The 20,945-nt window shown below is 58.5% G+C and carries 15 protein-coding genes; 10 read left to right on the plus strand and 5 right to left on the minus strand.

Going from position 1 to position 20,945, the window contains the following annotated elements:
- The first annotated feature begins 118 nt into the window (after positions 1 to 118).
- Positions 119 to 1,216 (plus strand): redox-regulated ATPase YchF, encoded by a 1,098-nt coding sequence (gene ychF, locus RUESEDTHA_RS08315; protein ID WP_180886097.1) that lies wholly within the window; start codon positions 119 to 121, stop codon positions 1,214 to 1,216.
- An 80-nt stretch (positions 1,217 to 1,296) separates the two neighbouring features.
- On the opposite strand, the gene RUESEDTHA_RS08320 is transcribed toward ychF, so the two are convergent.
- On the minus strand, positions 1,297 to 1,515 hold the full coding sequence (locus RUESEDTHA_RS08320; protein WP_180886099.1) for a tautomerase family protein: 219 nt from the start codon (positions 1,513 to 1,515) through the stop codon (positions 1,297 to 1,299).
- A 313-nt stretch (positions 1,516 to 1,828) separates the two neighbouring features.
- On the opposite strand from RUESEDTHA_RS08320, the gene RUESEDTHA_RS08325 reads away from it, so the two are divergent.
- From RUESEDTHA_RS08325 to RUESEDTHA_RS08345, 5 genes are all read left to right on the plus strand, one after another.
- Entirely contained in the window at positions 1,829 to 2,710 is an 882-nt protein-coding gene (locus RUESEDTHA_RS08325) for a LysR family transcriptional regulator (protein WP_180886101.1), read from the plus strand.
- Positions 2,711 to 2,795: 85 nt separating this feature from the next.
- Complete coding sequence (locus RUESEDTHA_RS08330) at positions 2,796 to 4,499, plus strand: NAD(P)H-dependent oxidoreductase subunit E (protein WP_180886103.1); 1,704 nt, start codon at positions 2,796 to 2,798, stop codon at positions 4,497 to 4,499.
- Positions 4,500 to 4,513: 14 nt separating this feature from the next.
- Complete coding sequence (gene fdhF / locus RUESEDTHA_RS08335) at positions 4,514 to 7,297, plus strand: formate dehydrogenase subunit alpha (RefSeq protein WP_180886105.1); 2,784 nt, start codon at positions 4,514 to 4,516, stop codon at positions 7,295 to 7,297.
- Positions 7,298 to 7,392: 95 nt separating this feature from the next.
- Positions 7,393 to 8,181: a cyclase family protein gene (locus tag RUESEDTHA_RS08340; RefSeq protein WP_180886107.1), complete on the plus strand. Its 789-nt coding sequence runs from the start codon at positions 7,393 to 7,395 to the stop codon at positions 8,179 to 8,181.
- Positions 8,174 to 8,686 carry a thioesterase family protein gene (locus RUESEDTHA_RS08345; protein ID WP_180886111.1) on the plus strand — a complete coding sequence of 171 codons (513 nt, stop codon included), beginning with the start codon at positions 8,174 to 8,176 and terminating at the stop codon, positions 8,684 to 8,686. Before RUESEDTHA_RS08340 ends, RUESEDTHA_RS08345 begins: the two co-directional genes overlap by 8 nt.
- On the opposite strand, the gene RUESEDTHA_RS08350 is transcribed toward RUESEDTHA_RS08345, so the two are convergent.
- The 3 genes from RUESEDTHA_RS08350 to RUESEDTHA_RS08360 all read right to left on the minus strand — a co-directional run bounded on the left by RUESEDTHA_RS08350 (position 8,683) and on the right by RUESEDTHA_RS08360 (position 15,946).
- Positions 8,683 to 12,672, minus strand: coding sequence for a translocation/assembly module TamB domain-containing protein (locus tag RUESEDTHA_RS08350; protein WP_255431659.1), 3,990 nt, complete (start codon positions 12,670 to 12,672; stop codon positions 8,683 to 8,685). The genes RUESEDTHA_RS08345 and RUESEDTHA_RS08350 overlap by 4 nt on opposite strands.
- An 86-nt stretch (positions 12,673 to 12,758) precedes the next feature.
- A complete protein-coding gene (locus tag RUESEDTHA_RS08355) occupies positions 12,759 to 14,501 on the minus strand; it encodes an autotransporter assembly complex family protein (protein ID WP_370456775.1) in 1,743 nt (580 codons plus the stop codon).
- A 221-nt stretch (positions 14,502 to 14,722) separates the two neighbouring features.
- Positions 14,723 to 15,946, minus strand: coding sequence for a urate hydroxylase PuuD (locus RUESEDTHA_RS08360; RefSeq protein ID WP_180886117.1), 1,224 nt, complete (start codon positions 15,944 to 15,946; stop codon positions 14,723 to 14,725).
- Positions 15,947 to 16,042: 96 nt separating this feature from the next.
- Here RUESEDTHA_RS08360 and RUESEDTHA_RS08365 point away from each other — a divergent pair, with 96 nt between their 5' ends.
- Positions 16,043 to 16,957, plus strand: coding sequence for a LysR family transcriptional regulator (locus RUESEDTHA_RS08365; RefSeq protein WP_171125758.1), 915 nt, complete (start codon positions 16,043 to 16,045; stop codon positions 16,955 to 16,957).
- A gap of 4 nt (positions 16,958 to 16,961) precedes the next feature.
- Here the strand turns inward: RUESEDTHA_RS08365 and uraH are convergent, their stop codons facing one another.
- A complete protein-coding gene (uraH, locus tag RUESEDTHA_RS08370; protein ID WP_180886119.1) occupies positions 16,962 to 17,318 on the minus strand; it encodes a hydroxyisourate hydrolase in 357 nt (118 codons plus the stop codon).
- A 209-nt stretch (positions 17,319 to 17,527) separates the two neighbouring features.
- Between uraH and puuE the strand changes: the two genes are divergently transcribed.
- The 3 genes from puuE to RUESEDTHA_RS08385 all read left to right on the plus strand — a co-directional run bounded on the left by puuE (position 17,528) and on the right by RUESEDTHA_RS08385 (position 20,915).
- On the plus strand, positions 17,528 to 18,946 hold the full coding sequence (gene puuE / locus RUESEDTHA_RS08375; protein ID WP_180886123.1) for an allantoinase PuuE: 1,419 nt from the start codon (positions 17,528 to 17,530) through the stop codon (positions 18,944 to 18,946).
- On the plus strand, positions 18,943 to 19,425 hold the full coding sequence (locus RUESEDTHA_RS08380; protein WP_180886126.1) for an ureidoglycolate lyase: 483 nt from the start codon (positions 18,943 to 18,945) through the stop codon (positions 19,423 to 19,425). The genes puuE and RUESEDTHA_RS08380 overlap by 4 nt, the downstream gene beginning before the upstream one ends.
- A gap of 62 nt (positions 19,426 to 19,487) precedes the next feature.
- Complete coding sequence (locus RUESEDTHA_RS08385; RefSeq protein ID WP_180886129.1) at positions 19,488 to 20,915, plus strand: nucleobase:cation symporter-2 family protein; 1,428 nt, start codon at positions 19,488 to 19,490, stop codon at positions 20,913 to 20,915.
- Positions 20,916 to 20,945 lie beyond the last annotated feature (30 nt).

The following is a 20,945-nucleotide window of genomic DNA, read 5'->3' on the forward strand; positions in this document are numbered from 1 at the left end:
ACACGCTTTGACAGGGTTGTGATGTTGCAGATCGGACTCGAACCAAGTTGAGCGGTTGGGTTGCGCATTTGCCCTTACCTGAATAGAAGACGCCGTCGTATCGCTTCAGGAGGCCGAGATGGGCTTTAAAATGGGAATCGTGGGTCTGCCGAATGTGGGCAAGTCGACCCTGTTCAACGCGCTGACCAAGACCGCAGCTGCGCAGGCGGCGAATTTCCCGTTCTGTACGATTGAACCCAATGTGGGCGACGTTGCGGTTCCTGATGACCGGCTGGATAAACTGGCGGCGATTGCTTCATCAAAGCAAATCATACCGACACGGATGACTTTTGTGGACATTGCCGGTCTGGTCAAAGGCGCCTCGAAAGGCGAAGGGCTGGGCAACCAGTTTCTGGCCAATATCCGCGAAACCGACGCGATTGCCCACGTGCTGCGCTGTTTCGAAGACGGTGACGTAACCCACGTGGATGGCCGTGTGGACCCGGTGGCCGATGCTGACACGATCGAAACCGAGTTGATGCTGGCCGATCTGGAAAGCATCGAAAAGCGCCGCGCCAATCTGGTGCGCAAGCTGAAGGGCAATGACAAAGAGGCCGCGCAGCAGGATCGTCTGCTGGCGACCGCGCAAGAGATGCTGGAAAACGGCAAACCCGCGCGTCTGGTCGAGGTCTCGGACGAAGACGCCAAGGCGTGGAAGATGCTGCAACTGCTGACCACCAAGCCGGTTCTCTATGTCTGCAACGTGTCCGAGGAAGAAGCGGCCGAGGGCAACGAATACTCGGCCAAGGTCGCTGAAATGGCCGCGGCGCAGGGCAATTCCCACGTCATCATCAGCGCCAAAATCGAAGAAGAGATCAGCCTGTTGGAAGACGACGAAGCCCAGATGTTCCTTGAGGAAATGGGGCTGGAAGAGCCGGGCCTGGATCGTCTGATCCGCGCCGGTTACGACCTGCTGCACCTGGAAACCTATTTCACCGTCGGCCCGAAAGAGGCCCGTGCCTGGACCATTCGCACCGGCACCGCCGCACCGCAGGCCGCTGGTGTGATCCATGGGGATTTCGAAAAAGGCTTCATCCGCGCCGAGACCATCGCCTATGACGACTACATCGCCGCCAGTGGCGAGCAGGGCGCGAAAGAGGCAGGCAAGATGCGGGCTGAGGGTAAGGGCTACATCGTCAAGGACGGCGACGTGATGCACTTTTTGTTTAATACGTAAGGCGGGGCTTTGCGGCAGGTGTCTTTCATAACGATTAGGGCGTACACACATTGTGCGAACGCCCTAAACAGAGCACCTGCTTAGCCTTTTGCACGCATCTTCAATGCGTCTTCTGTTGTCAGCACATTTCCCGCATATCCCCACGACCCACTGCCGACCTCCAGGATGCGGACAGAGGTTCCCGCTTTGATCGTTTGACCGGCGACATCGCCGAAAGCTTCAGTTACGTTCCGAATGATTTTTTCTTTCTCCTCTTTGGAAAACACCCCTTCGAGCACCTGAATCTCTATTGAAGGCATCGTAATCTCCACGCTTTATCTTCTGACAATAACTGACCGGCAATCGAGTTCCGTTGCGTCAGGATGACATACACATACGTCGCGCGTTAATCCTTTGCTAATTGGAAAGCAGATTTGATACGCCAGCACTGGTATCATTTTGTTCAGTTGTTGACCCGTCTGATTATGATTTTCTGGGTCATATGAATGTTCTGGGACACTTCGAAGCCTGTTCGGACGGCGCATTCTGTCTTTAACGGGCAAAGCTGACTTTCTACTGGAGCGAAAAACCGAATAGTGTAGGGATCGTCTTGCCACTCGGGAAAGATCCCAAATGATCGAAATCCGCGACCTGCAACTCCTCAGCGCTTTGGCGCGGCATCAACACTTTGCCAAAGCGGCCGAGGAATGCGGAATTTCTCAGCCTGCATTCTCGATGCGTATCCGCAATCTTGAGGATCGGCTGGGTGTCTCGATCGTTCGGCGGGCCAATCGGTTTCAGGGCCTGACCGAAGAGGGCGAGATGATCGTCCAGCGCGCGCGGCGTATTCTGGATGAGACCAAGGCGCTGGAACAACAGGTGCAGGCATCCAAGGGTGAGATTACGGGGACGTTGATCCTGGGCGTGATCCCCACCGCGATTGCCTTTACCGGACGTTTGGTCAAACGCTTGCAGCAGGCCCATCCGCGCATCCTGTCGCGGATCGAAACCATGTCGGCGACCGCCATTCAGCACCGTTTGGACGAAGGCAGTCTGGATGCGGGCATCACCTATGGTGACAGTATCGGCACCGATCTGCGGCAGGTACAGCCCTTGTACGAAGAAACCTATGTGCTGTTGATCCCAGCGCATATGACCGAGGATTCCGGCCCGATCCCATGGGCGCAGGTGGCCGAGTTTCCCCTGAGCCTACTTGAGCCGCAGATGCAGAACCGGCGTATTCTGGATCGCATTTTTGCCGAGCAGGGACTGCACCCGCATGTGGTGGCTGAAACCAGTGGATTCACCGCCTCGATGGTCATGGCGCGCGAAGGGCTGGCGGCAACGGTTGTTCCCCGCGTGTTGGTCCGGGCATTGGGTGATCTGAAGGGGACGAAGGTGCTGCCCCTGGTCGATCCGGTGGTCAGCAAACCGATTTGTCTGGCAACCCTTAGCCGTGATCCCGAACTGCCGACGGTGGAGGCGCTGAGGACAGTGGTCGCCTCATTGCGGTGATAATCTGTCGTTATCGTGCGATTAAAATATGCGATTTGACGATATGTTAGTCTGATGAGACACGAGGCCTTAATCGGAGGGCATCATGGCACCATTAGACACCAAGCCATCAGGCGCACCCAAGGGCGTCTGGAAGTCAGGTAAAGGCAAGGGGCGGCATACGCCCAAAGGTCGTCAGTTCACGGATGAAGCGCAGGCCGAGATCACGCGCCTGCTGGGGGATCGCCCCCGTCGCCGTGATCTGCTGATCGAATTCCTGCATTTGATTCAGGACGCGCACGGCCATATCAGCGCCGACCACATCGCTGCGCTGGCCGTCGAGATGCGCATCGGTCAGGCCGAGATTTATGAAACAGCCACCTTTTATGCCCATTTCGACGTGGTGAAAGAGGGCGAGACCCCTCCACCCGCGCTGACGATCCGTGTCTGTGATTCCCTGTCCTGTGAAATGGCCGGTGCCCAGCAGTTGCAAAAAGCGCTGGAGGACGGTCTGGACGCGTCCGAGGTTCGTGTGGTCCGCGCCCCTTGCATGGGCCGTTGCGATACCGCGCCTGTGCTTGAGATCGGTCACAACCACATCGACCATGCGACCCCCGAAAAGGTGCAGGCCGCGATTGCAGCGGGTGACACCCATGCGCACCTGCCGGACTATGAAACTCTTGCTGCGTATCAAGCGAACGGCGGCTACGCCAAGCTGAAAGAACTGCGCGACGGCGGCGATTGGGAGAAGGTGCAGGAAGACGTTCTGTCCTCGGGCTTGCGTGGTCTGGGCGGCGCTGGCTTCCCGTCGGGCAAGAAATGGGGCTTTGTTCGCATGAACGAAGGCACCCGTTATCTGGCCGTGAACGGCGATGAGGGCGAGCCCGGCACGTTCAAGGACCGCTACTATCTGGAGCGCACGCCGCATGTCTTCCTTGAGGGCATGCTGATCGCCGCATGGGCGGTCGAGGCAGAAACCTGCTTTATCTACATGCGCGACGAATACCCCGCCGTGCTGGAAATCCTGCGCCGTGAAATCGCCGCGCTGGAACGGGCCGGGATCGTTGCGCCCGGCTATATCGACCTGCGCCGGGGGGCCGGTGCCTATATCTGCGGCGAAGAATCCGCGATGATCGAGTCGATCGAAGGCAAAAAGGGCCTGCCGCGCCACCGTCCCCCGTTCGTGGCGCAGGTTGGTGTGTTCAACCGCCCGACCTTGGTCCACAATGTCGAGACGCTGTATTGGGTCACCAAGGTGTGTCGCGAGGGGCCGGAATGCCTCAACAGCACCGAAAAGAACGGGCGCAAGGGGCTGCGCAGCTATTCGGTCTCGGGTCGTGTGGCAAAGCCGGGGGTTTACCTGCTGCCTGCCGGATCGACCATTCTGGACGTGATCGAAGCGGCAGGCGGTATGGCCGACGGGCAGAGTTTCAAGGCATATCAGCCGGGCGGTCCGTCCTCGGGGCTTTTGCCTGCGTCGATGGATGATATCCCGCTGGATTTCGACACGTTGCAACCGCATGGCACCTTTATCGGCTCGGCCGCTGTGGTGGTTCTGTCCGATCAGGACACCGCCCGCGATGCGGCGCTCAACATGCTGCGCTTCTTCGAAGACGAAAGCTGCGGCCAGTGTACGCCCTGTCGTGCTGGCTGCGAAAAGGCGGTCAAGCTGATGCAGGCTGACAAGTGGGATCAGGACCTGCTGGAAGACTTGTGTCAGGTGATGGGTGATGCCTCGATCTGTGGTCTGGGACAGGCGGCCCCGAACCCGATCCGCCTTGTCATGAAACATTTCGCTGACGAAATTTGAAGGGAGACAGAGCCATGCTAGACGCAAGCCCAACCAAGACCGTCACCTTCAACCTGAACGGCGAAGATGTCACCGTGCCCGAGGGCTGGACCATCTGGGAAGCCGCCAAGGGCCAGGGGTTCACAATTCCGCACCTGTGCCACAAGCCGCAGCCGGGGTACCGCCCCGACGGCAACTGCCGCGCCTGTATGGTCGAGGTGGAAGGCGAGCGAACTCTGGTCGCCTCGTGCATCCGCCCTGCCGCCGACGGTATGGTGGTCAAGACCGACAGCGAACGCGCTGAGAAATCGCGCGCCATGGTCATGGAACTTCTGGTCGCGGATCAGCCGGAGCAAGCGCACGACGCCTCTAGCCATTTCTGGGACATGGCCAAGCTGAACGATGTCAGCGAGAGCCGTTTTCCGGCGAAAGAGGCCGAAAAGATCCCGCTGCTGGATGACAGCCACATTGCGATGCGTGTCAATCTGGACGCCTGCATCAACTGCAACCTCTGCGTCCGGGCCTGCCGTGAAGTGCAGGTAAATGACGTGATCGGCATGGCCGGTCGTGGTCATACAGCGCAGGTGGTGTTCGACCAGAACGACCCGATGGGCGATTCGACCTGTGTGGCCTGCGGCGAATGCGTGCAGGCTTGCCCGACTGGTGCGCTGATGCCCGCTACCGTGCTTGACGACCAGCAGAAAGGTGACAGCAAAGACTACGACTCTGAGACAGAAAGCGTTTGCCCGTTCTGCGGTGTGGGCTGCAAAGTCTCGCTGAAGGTCAAGGACGGTAAGGTCAAATATGTCGAGGGCATCAATGGCCCCGCCAACGAAGGCCGTCTGTGTGTCAAAGGCCGTTTTGGCTTTGACTACATCCACCACCCGCACCGCCTGACCACGCCACTGATCCGGCGTGAGGACGCGCCTGAAAAGGGTCTGAATGTCGACCCTGCGGACCTGTCCACCCACTTTCGCGAGGCGACATGGGACGAGGCGATGGGCCTTGCGGCGTCCAAGCTGAAAGCCCTGCGCGCCGAAGACCCGCGCAGCGTTGCGGGTTTTGGTTCGGCCAAATGCACCAACGAAGAAGCCTACCTGTTCCAGAAGTTCATCCGTCAGGGATTCAAGCACAACAACGTCGACCACTGCACCCGTCTGTGCCACGCGTCGTCGGTGGCCGCTCTGATCGAGAACGTGGGCTCGGGCGCGGTGACAGCGACCTTCAACGAGATCGAAAATGCGGATGTAGCGATCATCATCGGGGCCAACCCGATCGAAAACCACCCCGTTGCGGCGACCTATTTCAAGCAGTTCACCAAACGGGGCGGCAAGCTGATCGTGATGGACCCGCGCGGTGTGGGCATGCGCAAGTTTGCCGACGAGATGCTGCAATTCCGTCCGGGGGCCGATGTCTCGATGCTGAACGCGATCATGAACGTGATCGTCGAAGAGGAACTTTACGACAGCCAGTACATCCACCGCTGGACTGAGAACTGGGAGGCCGAGAAAGAGCACCTGCGCCAGTTCACGCCCGAGGCGATGTCGCCGATCTGTGGCATCGAACCGGATCAGTTGCGCCGTGTTGCGCGCACCTTTGCGCAGGCCAAGGCTGGTCTGATCTTCTGGGGTATGGGCGTCAGCCAGCACATTCACGGCACGGATAACTCGCGCTGCCTGATCAGCCTTGCTCTGATGACTGGCAACGTCGGTAAACCCGGCGCAGGTCTGCACCCGCTGCGCGGTCAGAACAACGTGCAGGGCGCGTCTGACGCGGGACTGATCCCGATGTTCCTGCCGGATTATCAGACCGTGACTGACGATGGCATTCGCGCCAAGTTCAACGAAGTGTGGAATTCGGACGATTTCTCGAACGAAAAGGGCCTGACGGTGACTGAGATCATTGATCAGGCCTATGCGGGCAACATCAAGGGCATGTATATCATGGGCGAAAACCCGGCCATGTCCGACCCTGATGTGAATCATGCCCGCGACGCGCTGGCCAAGCTGGACCTGATGATCGTGCAGGATATCTTCCTGACCGAAACGGCGAATTATGCCGACATCATCCTGCCTGCCTCGGCGCTTTATGAAAAGAACGGCACGGTGTCGAATACCAACCGTCAGGTACAGCGGGTGCGTCCCGCCGTGACCCCTCCGGGGGAGGCGCGTGAGGATTGGAAGATCACTGTCGAATTGGCGCAGCGCATCGGGTTGAACTGGGATTACACGGATGTGTCCCAGGTCTTTGCCGAGATGAAGCTGACCATGGCTTCGCTCGACAATATCACGTGGGACCGGTTGGAGAGTGAAACGATCACCTATCCGTCGCTATCGGAAACCGATCCGGGCCAGTCCATCGTGTTTGGTGACGGCTTCCCGCGCACCGATGGCAAGGCGAAATTCACCCCGGCCAGCGTCATCCCCCCCGATGAGGCCCCGGATGAGGAATATCCTATGATCGCCACCACGGGTCGCCAGTTGGAACATTGGCACACCGGGTCGATGACGCGACGCGCTACGGTTCTGGACGCCGTGGAACCAGAAGCAAACTGTTCGATGAACCCGCGGACGCTCAAGCTGATGGGGATCGAACCGGGCGAGACCATCCGCCTGACAACGCGCCGGGGATCCATCGAGATCATGGTGCGTGCCGACCGCGCGATCGCCGAGGACATGGTGTTCATCCCGTTCGCCTATGTCGAAGCGGCGGCGAATATCCTGACCAACTCGGCCATCGACCCTTACGGCAAAATCCCCGAGTTCAAGTTCTCGGCCATCCGCGTTGAAAAGATCGAAGACGCGATTGCGGCGGAATAAGCGGAAAAGGCGGCCCCAGTAGCCGCCTTTTTCTTTCCTTGACAGAAGGTTAGATGCGGCCAAACCTATCATCGCTTGGGGTGATGGAGGGTTTCATGCCGCGCCGTTTTGTCGATTTATCCGTTCCGCTGGAAACCGGGATCGTATCCGACCCGCCGATTATGCTGCCCGAAATCGAATACCTGACCCACGATCAGACCGCAGAACAGGTCATGTCCTTTTTTCCGGGCTTGCAAAAGGATGATTTGCCGGGGGGTGAGGGTTGGGCGATTGAGCGTCTTCAGATCGCGACCCATAACGGCACCCATCTGGACGCGCCGTATCACCACCACTCGACCATGAATAACGGCGAGCGTGCGATTACCATCGACGAGGTGCCGCTCGAATGGTGCATGAACCCCGGCGTGAAGCTGGACTTCCGGCATTTCGATGACGGCTATGTTGCAACCGCCGCCGACGTCGCAACAGAGCTGAAGCGCATAGGTCATGATCTGCAACCGCTGGACATCGTGATCGTCAATACGTCTGCGGGAACGCGCTATGGTCAGCCGGACTATTTGATTAAAGGTTGCGGGATGGGCCGTGAGGCGACGCTGTACCTGACGGAACGCGGCGTGCGCGTGACCGGTACGGACGCCTGGAGCTGGGATGCGCCCTTTGCCCTGACGGCGCAGGAATACGCTGAGACACAGGATGCCTCGATCATCTGGGAGGGGCATCGCGCCTCGATGGAAATCGGGTATTGCCACATGGAAAAGCTGACCAACCTCGAAAACCTGCCGCCGACGGGGTTTGAAATCTCGTGCTTTCCTTTCAAGATCAAGGGCGCGTCGGCAGGCTTTGTTCGGGCCGTTGCGATTTTTGAGGAGGACCCCGATGACTGAACCCCTAAGCGGGCATGACGGCCCCTATGATGCGCCGGTCGAAATTAGGGGGTTCCGGGTGCTGCCGGAATGGATTGACTACAATGGCCACATGAATGTGGGTTACTACGGAGTGGCCTTCGATCTGGCGCTGGAAAAGCTGATGGTCGAGCATTTGGGCCTTGGCGAAGTGCAAGTGGCGGCATTGGGGCAGGGGCCCTATGTCTTGCAATCGCATATGACTTTCCTGCGCGAAATACAGGAAAACGAACCCTTCTTTTACCGGATTCGCCTGCTGGATGCAGACCACAAGAGGGGCCATTATTTTGCGCAGATGCTGTCAGAAAACGACGGCGAAGTCTGTGCAACGCAAGAAGCATTGTTCATGAATGTCAGCCATAAGACCGGGCGTTCGGTCGCTTACCCGGATTGGGCCGCAGAACGGCTTGCCCAAATGGTGCGCGATCACGCGGGGTTGGACGCGGCCCCTCAGGCCGGACAGGCGATTGGGATACGGCGGGCTTAGTAGTCGCGCTCGAAAAACACACCGACACCTGTTTCCCCGCGCCCGTCAACTGTCCCGCGAACGGTAAAATTGTCGGTTACATCAAGGTTCAGGTTCACCTCGGTATCGCCTTCGGTGTTCACGGTGAAATCGGTGTAGAGATTGTCACTTAGGTAAGCCCCTGCACCCAATCGACCGGCGCCGCCTTCGGTCGCACCGATGTCCACCGAGTCTACACCGGTCGCATCCCGTAGCCCCTTGGTGGCGTCACCACCCGCACCGCTGAGTTGGGCAAGTGATGCAGCCATTTGCGCAATGACAAACGGCGACAATTCGGAAAAGCGGTTGCCGAACAGAAGCATCGCCAACGCCTCTTCTGCAGGGCGCTCGGGGTCGGAGAACACGTCTACTTCCGGTGCATCCAGCGGACCTGCGATTTCAATCGTGGCCGTGCCGTCTGACGTGCTGGCGGAAGACTCGAACTCGATATAGGGGGTCAGGTCGCCTTGCAGGGTCACGATGCCTTTGGTCAGCGCAAGCCTGCGACCCAGAATGTCCAGGTTACCACGGATCAGTTCGATCTGACCTGATGGCACCACCGAAGACGTTGTGCCGCCAATAAACAAACGACCACCAAGTTCCGCGTTCACACCGCGCCCGCGCACAAAGACCGCCTTTGGTGCCAAAAGCGCAATGTCGAGAGAAATGCGGGAATCGCTGGGTGTTGCTTCTTCGTCAACAACCAGCCCTGCACGTTCGCGGGTGATCAAGCTGGCCGAGCCTTCGCCAATATGTTGAATGTCGGGAATAGGCGCGGCCCCGACGGCTCCGGATGCGGCGGCCAGATTGATATTTGTTTCTTCGAACGTGATCTGTCCCGCAATCGAACTGTTGCCAGCCAAAGCGCCAGTCATCGCAATTTGGCCGTTCAGCGTTGTTTCATACAAAAGTTGGTCGGTCAGAACGAGACTGTTGAGCGTTGTCGTGATGTTTGCGTTGAAGGGCGGCGTCAGATCTACTGGCCCTGCCACGACAAAGTTGCCACCAGCGCGCGGTCCACCGCTGATGGAAATCGTTGCCCGGCTTTGGGCCAGTTCCACTGACCCGCTGATACCCGTGATGGTCTGCCCGGCACCGGGAATTGCCAAAGAGGTGCCCGAGGTGGTTATCGTTCCACTCAGCGCTTCCAAAGAGGGTTTCCCCTTTAAAGCCAGATCAAACCGTGCCGTACCGTCGATCTTGTTGGGGGTAATGAACAGGTTGGCGATACCGATATTGACCCCACCTGCGGCTTTCAGGTCGGCCTCACCCGATGCTTCGTCAAATGTGCCGGAAACTTGGCTGTTGATTTCTGCGGGGCCTTCAGCCGTTGTGTCGATCGTCCACACTCCGTTGTCACGCTTCGCCGTACCGTTCGCGGCGATTGTACCGGGAAATTCCGGGGCAAACCGCTCAATCCGGTTTAGTTTTGCATCAAAAACCAGATCAGCCGCGCCGTCTGAATCCACGGACCCTTCCAGTGTGGCGTAGGAACTGTCCGGACCACGCAAGTTTGCCGTTCCTTCCAGTCCGGACGACGTGGGTGCCACGTTCCCCTCCAGCGTCAGTGGACCGGACAGAGTTTGTGTGATCCGCGCGACGTCATCCAGTTGGACAAAATAGTTCAACCCTCCGCCTTCGCGCGCGACTTTTCCTGATGCATTGGCTGAAATGGCCGACCCCTGCAGGCGGAAATTTCGAACCTCCAGACCCTGATCCCCGTTTTGGGCGTCCACGGTCAGGGTTGTGCGGCCATTCACAAGCTTGTCGACAAATTCGATACCGACCTGGATGTCGTCGGCGTCCAGGTTGCCCTGAATATCAAAGGCGCGGGTCGCCAGATCGCCGCTGCCCTGGAAATTGGCGTTCACAGAACCGGTCAGGTCCCGACTCGCCAGCCCCGAGAATAGGGATAGGTCTGGCACATCAATGCGCGCCTCGCCTTCGCCGGATGGCTCTCCGGTCGGGTCGGTCACAGTGGCTTGTACCTGTGCGCTTAGGGCTTTGCCATTCACTGTCGCATTTCGAATTTCGATCTGATCGGCAGAGCGTGCACCGTCCCACTGAATGGTGGTTTGGCCGGTCAAAAGCGGGTCGATGTCAGCCATGCCGGTTTGCAGGTTCCTGCCGACCACACTTGCGGTGCCGTCAAACTCCAACGTCTGAACAGTACCGGTGCCGTCGACCTCGGCGCGAAGTGAGCCGCCAAGATCGCGCTGGGCCAGACCTGAGAAAACGGACAAGTCCGGTGCGTTGACCTGCGCTTGCCCGTCGATGGTCAGGTTTCCATTTGGCGTTGTGACCACACCGTTTGCCTGTGCCTGAGCCGCTTCACTGTTCAGTTCAAAAGACCGGATCGTGATGCCGTCAGATCCGCGTTTGCCGTCCAGTGAGATCGTGGTTTCACCTGTGATCACCGGATCAATATCGTCGCGCCCGGTGGCCAGATCGCTGCCGTCAACAAACAGCGTCCCGTCAAAACTGCCCTCAAGCGGTGACCCTTTCCCTTCTACTCGCGCCGACACCTGCCCCCTAAGGTCAAGCTTGGCGATATCCGAAAACCGCGCCAGATCGGTTGCCTCAAGCGTCGCTGATCCATCCACGGTCAATCCGCTTGTCAGACCGTCGATCAACGCGTCCAAAGCCAGTGCGTAGTCAGCCCCGATCAGTTCGAACCCGGACAGATTAAGAGATTGATCGCTGCCATAATCGAATTGCCCGTCTAACGTGATGCGCTGACCAACGGCCGCATTCAGGGCCGGATCGGTCAGGTCGATACCAGTGACACTGGCCTGAACATCCCCGCTGGCGGCCAGAGCCTCGCCCTGGTCCAGCACGCCCTGCGCGCTGATACGCGCGTTTTGCAGATTGGCCTGCGGTGATTTGAATGCGTTTGCAGTCAGGCTCAGATCCCAGAGGTTTCCGTTCTTGTGGTCGTACAGGGCGGAAATTTGCGCAGCTTCAATGGACGTTTCACCGCCGGCGACCGGCAACACGACCGCCTCTCCGTCGGGCGGTGTGATGCGGCCCTGAAGGGCAGCCAGTTGAAGTGAGCCGCCTTCAGCCAGTTCCAATTCCCCCTTTAGGTTCAGCGCCTGTGTGGTCAGTTCAAGATCTGACACCTCAAGCGCGCCTTCGGGTTTGGTTTGGCCGTCCACGAACAGGCGTGTGTCCGTCCCGAAGAACGGATCAATTTCTGGGGTCAGGAACGGGGTCAGATCGCCGCTCAGGTCTGTTGTAAAGGCGATCCCTTGTTGCGCGCCACCATCAGCCGCACGCAGGCGCACTTGCCCTGAAACGCGTTGTTGGTTGTCGCTGCTCAACCCGATATCGGCTGTGAAATCGGTAAGCGGCCCCGATCCGTTGGCAGTCAGGCCAATCGGGGGGCTGTCGGGGATTTTCAAGGCGGTCGAAATCAACCCGCCTGCAGCCTCGGTCACTTGCAGGTCCAGATTGATCTCGCTCGTGGCGTTTTCAAATCCAGCCGTCAGCTTGATCTCATCCCCTGCGCGGTCCAGACGGGTTACATCCAGCGATGTATCAAGCGTTCCGTCCGCCAGAGACAGGTTGCCGTTGATCGAAAGGTCCGCAGCGACCCCGATCAGAGGTTCACCCAAAGACACTTCGTCAATGCGGATTTCTCCGATTTCAATTGCGACGGGCAGTTCTGGCAGTTGGAAGGGCTGCGTTTCGACGGTTGCCGCTGGTTCGTCTGTCGTCGTCGCACCGGGTGCGCGGGCAATGTCGATCTCTTGCGCGGTTAGGGAGTTGACAGAAAACCGGCCGCGGATCAGCGCCAGACGGTTCCAGTCAAGCTGCGCGTCCTTGATGGTCAGCCAGACGCCTTCGTCGTCTGCGACGGTAATTTCCTCGATTGTCGCGCGCGCGCTAAGTGCACCCTGAAGGCCGGTCACGGTCACGTTCTGATTGTCGCCCGACAGCGTGTCCTGGAGAAAGTTCTCCAGCATGCTGCCGCTGCCATCTTCTTGCGCGACCACAGGCGGCGCGGTCAGGATAAGTGTCGCGGTTAGCACAGGATATGAATATCGCCGTATCAAAATGCCTGTCCGATCCCGATATAAAACTGCAGGCCGTCGCCTGTGTCGCCCTGAACAGGCACCGCTAGGTCCAGACGTAGCGGGCCAAATCCGCCCAAGTCATACCTGACCCCCAAACCCGCACCGGAATGAGAGGCCGCGGCACTGGTGACGAAGGACGACGAGTCCACAACACCATAGTCATAAAATCCGACAAGCGATATCGCCTCGGTTATTTTCCCACGCACCTCGCCGGACAGACCAAGAAAGGACTTGCCGCCAGCAACTTCGTTTCCAACCGGGATGCCGAGGCTTTCAAAAGGCTGCCCGCGTACAGAACCCGCCCCGCCCGAGAAAAACAGGAAGTCGGGCGTCACACCATCCAGCGAGGGGCCAAGGACCGACCCGACCTGAACCCGGCCGGCCAGGACGATGCGTCCTTCGGTGTTCAGGCTGGTGTAGCCGCGTCCGTCAAAGAAGAATCGAATGCCTGTTTCCGTGCCAGACAGCCCGACGAATGGCATGATCTGAGAATCCAGATAGAACCCGCGCGTCGCGCTGACCTTGCTGTCCCGTTGGTCCCACTCGGACCGTGTCGGAATAATGAAGTAACGGAACTTGCGACCGTCGCCAAATGCGTCATCGGCATTAGACCACTGAAAGCCAGCCGAAGCCTCGGCATAAAGACGGTCTGAGAATGTGCGCCGTGCACCATAGGCCAGTGACGTGATTGTCACGTTGTAATTGTCCGTGTTTCGACGTTCGATCAACGCGCTCCAGAATGTGTTGTCGTCCGGGCCCAGCCTGTCGGGTTGATCCAGACGAAGACCGATACGTCCGTCCAAATCCTCGGCCCCGCCAATATTGCGCAGCGCAGCTTCGAAACGCAGCCTTTCGGCACGCCGGAATACGTTACGATGCGTCCAGGTTGCGGTCACGTCGATCCCATCGCGTGACGCGATCTCGAACCCGAAAGTCAGGCGGCGTTTCGGCAAATCTTCAAAATAGGCGTCAAAATCCAGCGTCCCGTCCGGGTTCGGGGTTTCATGTTCTTCGATGGAAACCACGTTGAACGTTCCGGTCCGCCGCAGGCGTGTTCCGACTTTTTGAATTTGCTCGGGCGAGTAAACCTCGCCCGACGGGAATCCGGCAACTTTTTCGATGGACCTGTGGCGCACGTCCGAGTCGCCCTTGATGAACATTTTCCCGAAGGTCAGGCGTGGCCCCGGCGCTAGATCGACACGCGCATCCAGCCTGGCCTGCGCATGCCGCGCGATGACCTGTTCATCCTCAACCCCGGCCTTGGCGTGACCCGCGTTGCGCCAACCCTGCACACCGGCAGAGGCCGCGCGTTGAATGGCGCCGGTTGTGGCTAGCTGGCCTGTTGCAAAATCTTCGGGCAGTTCGGTTTCAGGGGCCAATGGCACAACGACGGCTTCGCCGAACTTGAAGGTAGGGCCCGTGTTTACCGTTATTACGGCGCGGTTGATTTGCGCCGGGACGCTGAGTGAACTGATTTCGGCCGCTTCCTGGCCGTCCAGCTTGATGCTGACGACCGGGCTGAAATACCCTTCGTCATAGAGAATTTGAACGATGGTCCGGTAATCTGACAATGCGGCTGACAGAATTTCCAGCGGCGTGTCCAGACCGCGCGATTCGGCCGTTGCAACCGAAGAGGTTTCTTCGATCCGTTCCACCAACTTACTTGGCGCACCCGACGCGGTTAGGGTCGTTTCAAGAGCCGCAACTGATGTGGGCAAGACAAGCGAGAGAGCACCAAAAAGGCAATTCCTAAAAACGGCGTGCCGCCCGTTTCCCTGCATCTTTTGGCTCCAACTGCCCCAAGTCGAGTTTTAGGTCACCGCCTTGTGCAATGCGACGGTTCGTTAAAGCCATGTTAGAGCATCAATTTTCGCGCAGGGAAGAGAATTTTTCGCCGGACCTGTCGAATTCGCATTTGTGTGGTCGGTCAGTCTCGGGCCTATGATCCCACGTTGCGGAACCAACGGATGATAGCTTCGCGATCTTCTGGTTCCATATAGGTCACGTTGGCCGGGGGCATGGCGTGGCTGACACCCGATTGCAGGTATATCTGTTTTGCGTTTCGGGCGATGTCACCTTCGGTTTCCAGCAGCACGCCCTTTGGTGCCCATTGGATGCCCTCCCACACAGGTTCACGAGCGTGACACATCGAGCATCGACCCAAGACGACATCATGGGCCTCTTCAAACCCTTCGGCGGCTGCAAACTTCTGCTCGTAAGGGGTAAGAGGTTGCGCCTCGGCCTCTTCCAGCGGTTTATACATTGGTGCCGTGGACAGCCACATGATCGCGATGAACAGCAATGCTGTGACCAGCCATGTCCACGTAGGATCACCCGCGCGTGCGTGGTGTGTATTGAAATAATGGCGGATCGTGACACCCATCAAGAAGACCAGTGCAGCGATGATCCAATTGTATTCCGTCGCAAAGGCCAGCGGGTAGTGGTTCGACAGCATCAGGAAAACGACTGGCAGCGTCAGATAGTTGTTGTGGGTCGAGCGCAGCTTGGCGATTTTTCCGTATTTCGGGTCCGGCGTGCGGCCGTTCTTCAGGTCATCCACCACGATGCGCTGGTTCGGCATGATGATAAAAAACACATTGGCGGTCATGATCGTCGCCGTGAATGCGCCCAGATGCAGCATCATCGCCCGACCGGTGAAAATCTGGTTGTACCCCCAGCCCATCGCCACAAGCAGGACGAACAGAAGCACCATCAGCAGCGTTGGCCGCTCACCCAGTCCAGACTTGCAGAGAAAATCGTAGATCAGCCAGCCGACGGTCAGGGACACGGCCGAGATCGCAATACCCTGCCACAAGGCGAGATCCGCCTTTTCCGCGTCGATCAGATACAGCTCTCCGCCGACCCAGTAGACGATCATCAGCAATCCGGCACCGCTGAGCCAGGTCGCGTAGCTTTCCCATTTGAACCAGGTCAGATGGTCCGGCATCCGTTCGGGCGCGACCAAGTACTTCTGGATGTGGTAGAAACCACCGCCATGGACCTGCCATTCCTCACCATCCGCAGGTCCGGGGATATTGCGGTTCAGGCCAAGGTCCAGCGCGATGAAATAAAAGGATGATCCGATCCAGGCGATTGCGGTGATTACGTGCAGCCAGCGCACGGCAAATGCCATCCAGTCCCAGAACACGGCGAATTCGAACATGAGAGGTCTCTCCGATTGGTTGCCGCCACACTAGGCAAACGCGGTTTTCTTCGGTATTCCCGTATATTGTCAAACTGTATCAAAAAAAACGATAAGATGTCCTATCTCGACAATATCCGAACCTTCGTCAGGGTCTACGATTTGGGCAGCATGTCCGCCGCAGGGCGCGACCTGCGCATTTCGCCTGCGGTCACCTCGGCGCGGATTTCCCAGCTTGAGGATCATCTGGGTGTCCGCCTGTTCCAACGCACGACGCGCAACCTCAGCCCGACTGAGCAGGGGCGAGCATTTTATCCCGGCGCGGTAGCGGTTCTGGATGCGGTTGACGAGGCTGAGGCGCAAGTGGTTCACCTGACCGAAGCGCCGCGTGGGTCGTTGTTCGTCGCGGCACCGCTGGGCGTAGGACGCAGGCTGCTTGCCCCGCATGTGCCTGATTTTCTTGCAGCATACCCCGAGATCGACGTTCGGCTGCGTCTGACGGACCGGTCCGTTGACCTGACGACTGAAGGGTTGGATTTGGCGTTTTTCATAGGTCAGCCAGAAGACAGCACCTTGCGCATCCGAAAGATCGCGGATTGTCAGCGGGTCCTGTGTGCTGCCCCGGAATACATAAAACGTCGGGGCATGCCAAAAACCGGATCGGACCTGATTTCGGAAAAGCACGAATGCCTGAACTTGCGGTTTCCGGGTGCTGCTGAATTTCAATGGCAACTGGAAACACCCGAGGGGGCGAAACGCTTTGCGGTGACCGGTCGGTTTGAATGTGATGATGGGGACGTTCTGACGGACTGGGCCTTGTCAGGGCAAGGCATCGCAATGAAGCCCGTTTTTGAGGTGACGGACCACCTGAAGGCCGGGCGTCTTGTCCCCGTTGCCACAGACACGCCACCGGTTTCCGTCCAGATGGCGTGTCTTTATACGCACCGCAGGCATCAGGATCCAAAGGCGCGCTTGTTCATGGATTTCATGATTGCCCGGATCGGGGACGTTGTCCGCAATTCAGAGGTTTGAGCCCTCAACTGCCGCGATAGGTTGAGTACCCGTAAGGCGACAGCAAAAGCGGCACGTGGTAGTGGGCTTCTGCATCGGACATGCCGAACCGGATGGGAACTTCGTCCAGAAACAGCGGTTCTTCTGCGGACTGACCGGTTGCGCGCAAATAGTCACCGGCAAAGAAAACCAGTTCATAGGAGCCGGTTTTAAAGTCGTTCTGTGGCAGGATCGGGCTGTTTGTGCGCCCGTCCTCGTTGGTTTTGGTCTCGGCCAGTTTGCGGCGATTTCCGTCCGTGATTTCGAACAGCTCAATTTTCAGCCCCTCTGCCGGGCAGCCGCGCGCGGTGTCCAGAACATGGGTTGTCAGATAACCTGCCACGGGAATCTCCTAATTTCTAATCGTCTCATTGGTTTGCTGATGCTTATCACATAAAGCGCACATGTTTTGTTTGACACAGTCTGGTTTGAATTCCGAAACTTTGGGAATGCCGAAAGAAATGGAAACAGCGTTCGGATTGATTTGATAATCATCGCTCCGTTTCTGCGGTAAAGCGTAGGTAATGTGACAAAGACAAGACGGAAAATATCATGCAGCCCCCTCGTTACCCCCGCGACATGATCGGATACGGAGCCAACCCACCAGACGCCAAATGGCCGGGTGGGGCGAAACTCGCGGTTCAGATCGTGCTGAATTATGAAGAGGGCGGAGAGAACTGCGTGCTGCACGGGGACGCCGCGTCCGAGGCGTTCCTGTCCGAGATCGTCGGAGCCGCCCAATGGCCGGGCCAACGCCATTGGAACATGGAATCGATCTATGAATACGGATCGCGTGCCGGGTTCTGGCGCTTGCACCGGTTGATGAAGGACTTGCCGATCACTGTCTACGGTGTCGCAACGGCCTTGGCCCGTTCCCCGGATCAGGTTGCAGCGATGAAATCCGCAGGGTGGGAGATTGCGAGCCACGGCCTCAAGTGGGTTGAACATAAGGACATGCCCGAGGGTGAGGAACGCGCCCAGATTGCCGAGGCGATCCGCCTGCATACCGAGGTTGTCGGTGAACGCCCGGTGGGGTGGTATACCGGACGGTGTTCCGAAAATACCGTGCGGCTGGTCGCCGAAGAAGGCGGCTTTTCCTACGTGGCTGACACCTATGCTGACGATCTGCCTTATTGGATGAATGCCGGTGGGCGGGATCAGTTGATCGTCCCCTACACGCTGGACTGCAACGATATGCGTTTTGCCACGCCGCAGGGGTTTAACTCGGGCGATCAGTTCTATGCGTATCTCAAGGACAGTTTCGATGCGCTTTATGCAGAAGGCGAGGCGGGTGCGCCAAAGATGCTGTCGATCGGCCTGCATTGCCGCCTGATCGGTCGTCCGGGCCGGGTCGTGGCCCTGAAGCGGTTCTTGGACTACGCGCAGGGGCATTCGGATGTCTGGTTCGCGACCCGCCAGCAAATCGCCGCGCATTGGGCGGAACAGCATCCTCCTGTTTCACGGCCCAAACCGTCCGAGATGGACCGGGACGCCTTTGTCACAGCCTATGGCGGGATATTCGAACACTCTGCCTGGATCGCTGAGCGTGCCTATGATCTGGAACTGGGTCCGGCCCACGACACGGCTGGTGGGTTGCACAATGCGCTGGCGCGCATGTTCCGATCCGCATCGGAACCAGAGCGGCTGGGCGTACTGACGGCGCACCCGGATCTTGCGGGAAAACTGGCGCAGGCCAAGCGGTTGACGCAGGAAAGTACGTCCGAGCAGGCATCAGCCGGATTGGATGCGCTGACGGATGCTGAGCGCGACGCTTTTACGGATCTGAACACGCGCTATACGCAGAAGTTCGGATTTCCCTTCATCATTGCGGTGCGTGATCACAACAAGGCTTCGATTCTGGACGCGTTCCAACGCCGGATTGATCAGGACCGAGACACAGAGTTTGCCGAAGCCTGTCGTCAGGTTGAACGTATTGCCGAGTTCCGGTTGCAGGACGTTTTGCCCTCATGAAGCGGATTGCGGCAACCCCTCTGACGCCCGCCGCGTTTGCGCCTTTTGGGGATGTGATCGAAGTCGCAGGCGACCCGGACAAGATCATCAATCAGGGGCAATGCGGCCGGTTCCATGATCGCGCTGAGCTGGATTTTTCGGACGGCCGTGCAGGGATCAGCCTGTTCAACGCCAACCCGCGTGCCCTGCCATATCAGCTTGATATGGTCGAGCGGCATCCGGATGGCAGCCAAGCCTTTATCCCCATGACCCATCGGCCCTTTCTGGTCATCGTTGCCCTGGACGAGAATGGCAAGCCGGGCGAGCCGGAGGCGTTCATTACCTCTCCGGGGCAGGCGGTGAACTATCACAGGGGCACGTGGCATGGCGTTCTGACTCCACTGCACGGCCCCGGCCTGTTCGCGGTTGTCGATCGGATCGGCGCAGGCCCCAACCTTGAGGAATTTTGGTTCGACACGCCCTATGAAGTCGTGTCGTGACCGTTGAAGCCGCAGGATAAGCGGCAAGACCCCCGTGAACCTGACAGAGAGGACAGTAACTCATGGCTGACACTTCCATAGGGGCCCCCGAACAGCTTCGGGACCCGAACTATACTCCGGCTTTGCATAAGGCGGTTCCGCTGGGCATCCAGCACGTCTTGGCGATGTTCGTATCCAACGTCACCCCTGCGATCATCGTGGCAGGGGCAGCTGGGTTCGGATTTGGGTCCAACTCACCGGACTTTCCTGAATTGTTGTACCTGATCCAGATGTCGATGCTGTTCGCGGGTGTCGCCACCTTGTTGCAGACAGTAACGCTTGGGCCGGTCGGTGCCGCTTTGCCCATCGTGCAAGGCACTAGTTTTGCCTTTCTGCCCATCATGATTCCGCTGGTCGCGGGTAAAGGCGTCGATGGTTTAGCGGCCTTGTTCGGCGGGGTGATCGTCGGCGGTTTGTTCCATGCTTTGCTGGGGACTGTGATCGGAAAAATCCGCTTTGCGCTGCCGCCTCTGGTGACCGGGCTGGTGGTCACAATGATCGGTCTGGCATTGGTCAAGGTCGGCATTCAATACGCCGCAGGAGGTGTTCCGGCCATCGGGACGCCTGAATATGGGTCGGCCCTGAACTGGTCGGCGGCTCTGGTCGTGATCATCGTTACGCTGGCGCTAAAGTTCTTCACGCGCGGGATGCTGTCAGTCTCGGCAGTCTTGATTGGCCTTGTTGCTGGCTATGGGTACGCCCTGATGGTTGGAATGATCACGTTCGAAGCGATTGGCACAAGTTGGGATCGCGCGGCTTCCTTTGCGTTGCCGGTGCCGTTCAAATACGGGTTCGAGTTCTCGTTCGCGGCGATCATCGGTTTCTGCCTGATGGCCTTTGTGTCGGCGATTGAAACCGTGGGCGATGTGTCCGGCGTAACCAAGGGTGGGGCAGGGCGCGAAGCCACTGACAAGGAAATCGCCGGGGCAACCTATGCGGACGGTTTCGGGTCAGCCTTGGCTGGTGTATTTGGTGGCTTGCCAAATACCTCCTTCAGCCAGAATGTCGGGCTGATTGCCATGACCGGAGTCATGAGCCGCAACGTGGTTACGATTGGCGCGCTGTTCCTGATCCTGTGCGGTCTTGTTCCCAAGGTCGGGGCGATCATCCGTACCGTTCCCATCGAAGTGCTGGGCGGTGGTGTGATCGTCATGTTCGGGATGGTCGTCGCAGCCGGTGTTTCGATGCTGTCAGATGTAGACTGGAACCGGCGCAACATGGTGATCTTTGCGATCTCGTTGTCGATCGGGTTTGGTTTACAGCTTGAGCCCAACGCGGTTCAGCACCTGCCTGACACGTTGGGCATCCTGATGAAAAGCGGCCTGTTGCCTGCGGCACTGATCGCTATCGTTCTGAACCTGATCCTGCCGCACGAACTGGCAGATGAGGCGACCGAAGAAGTCTCGGGCGGGATGTCCGGGCATGGGTCGGGCAGCCTGCCGGGCGAATAATCAAAAGAAAGCGGATCGCAGTGTTCTGCG

The sequence above is a fragment of the Ruegeria sp. THAF57 genome (assembly GCF_903914075.1).
Lineage (GTDB): Bacteria > Pseudomonadota > Alphaproteobacteria > Rhodobacterales > Rhodobacteraceae > Ruegeria.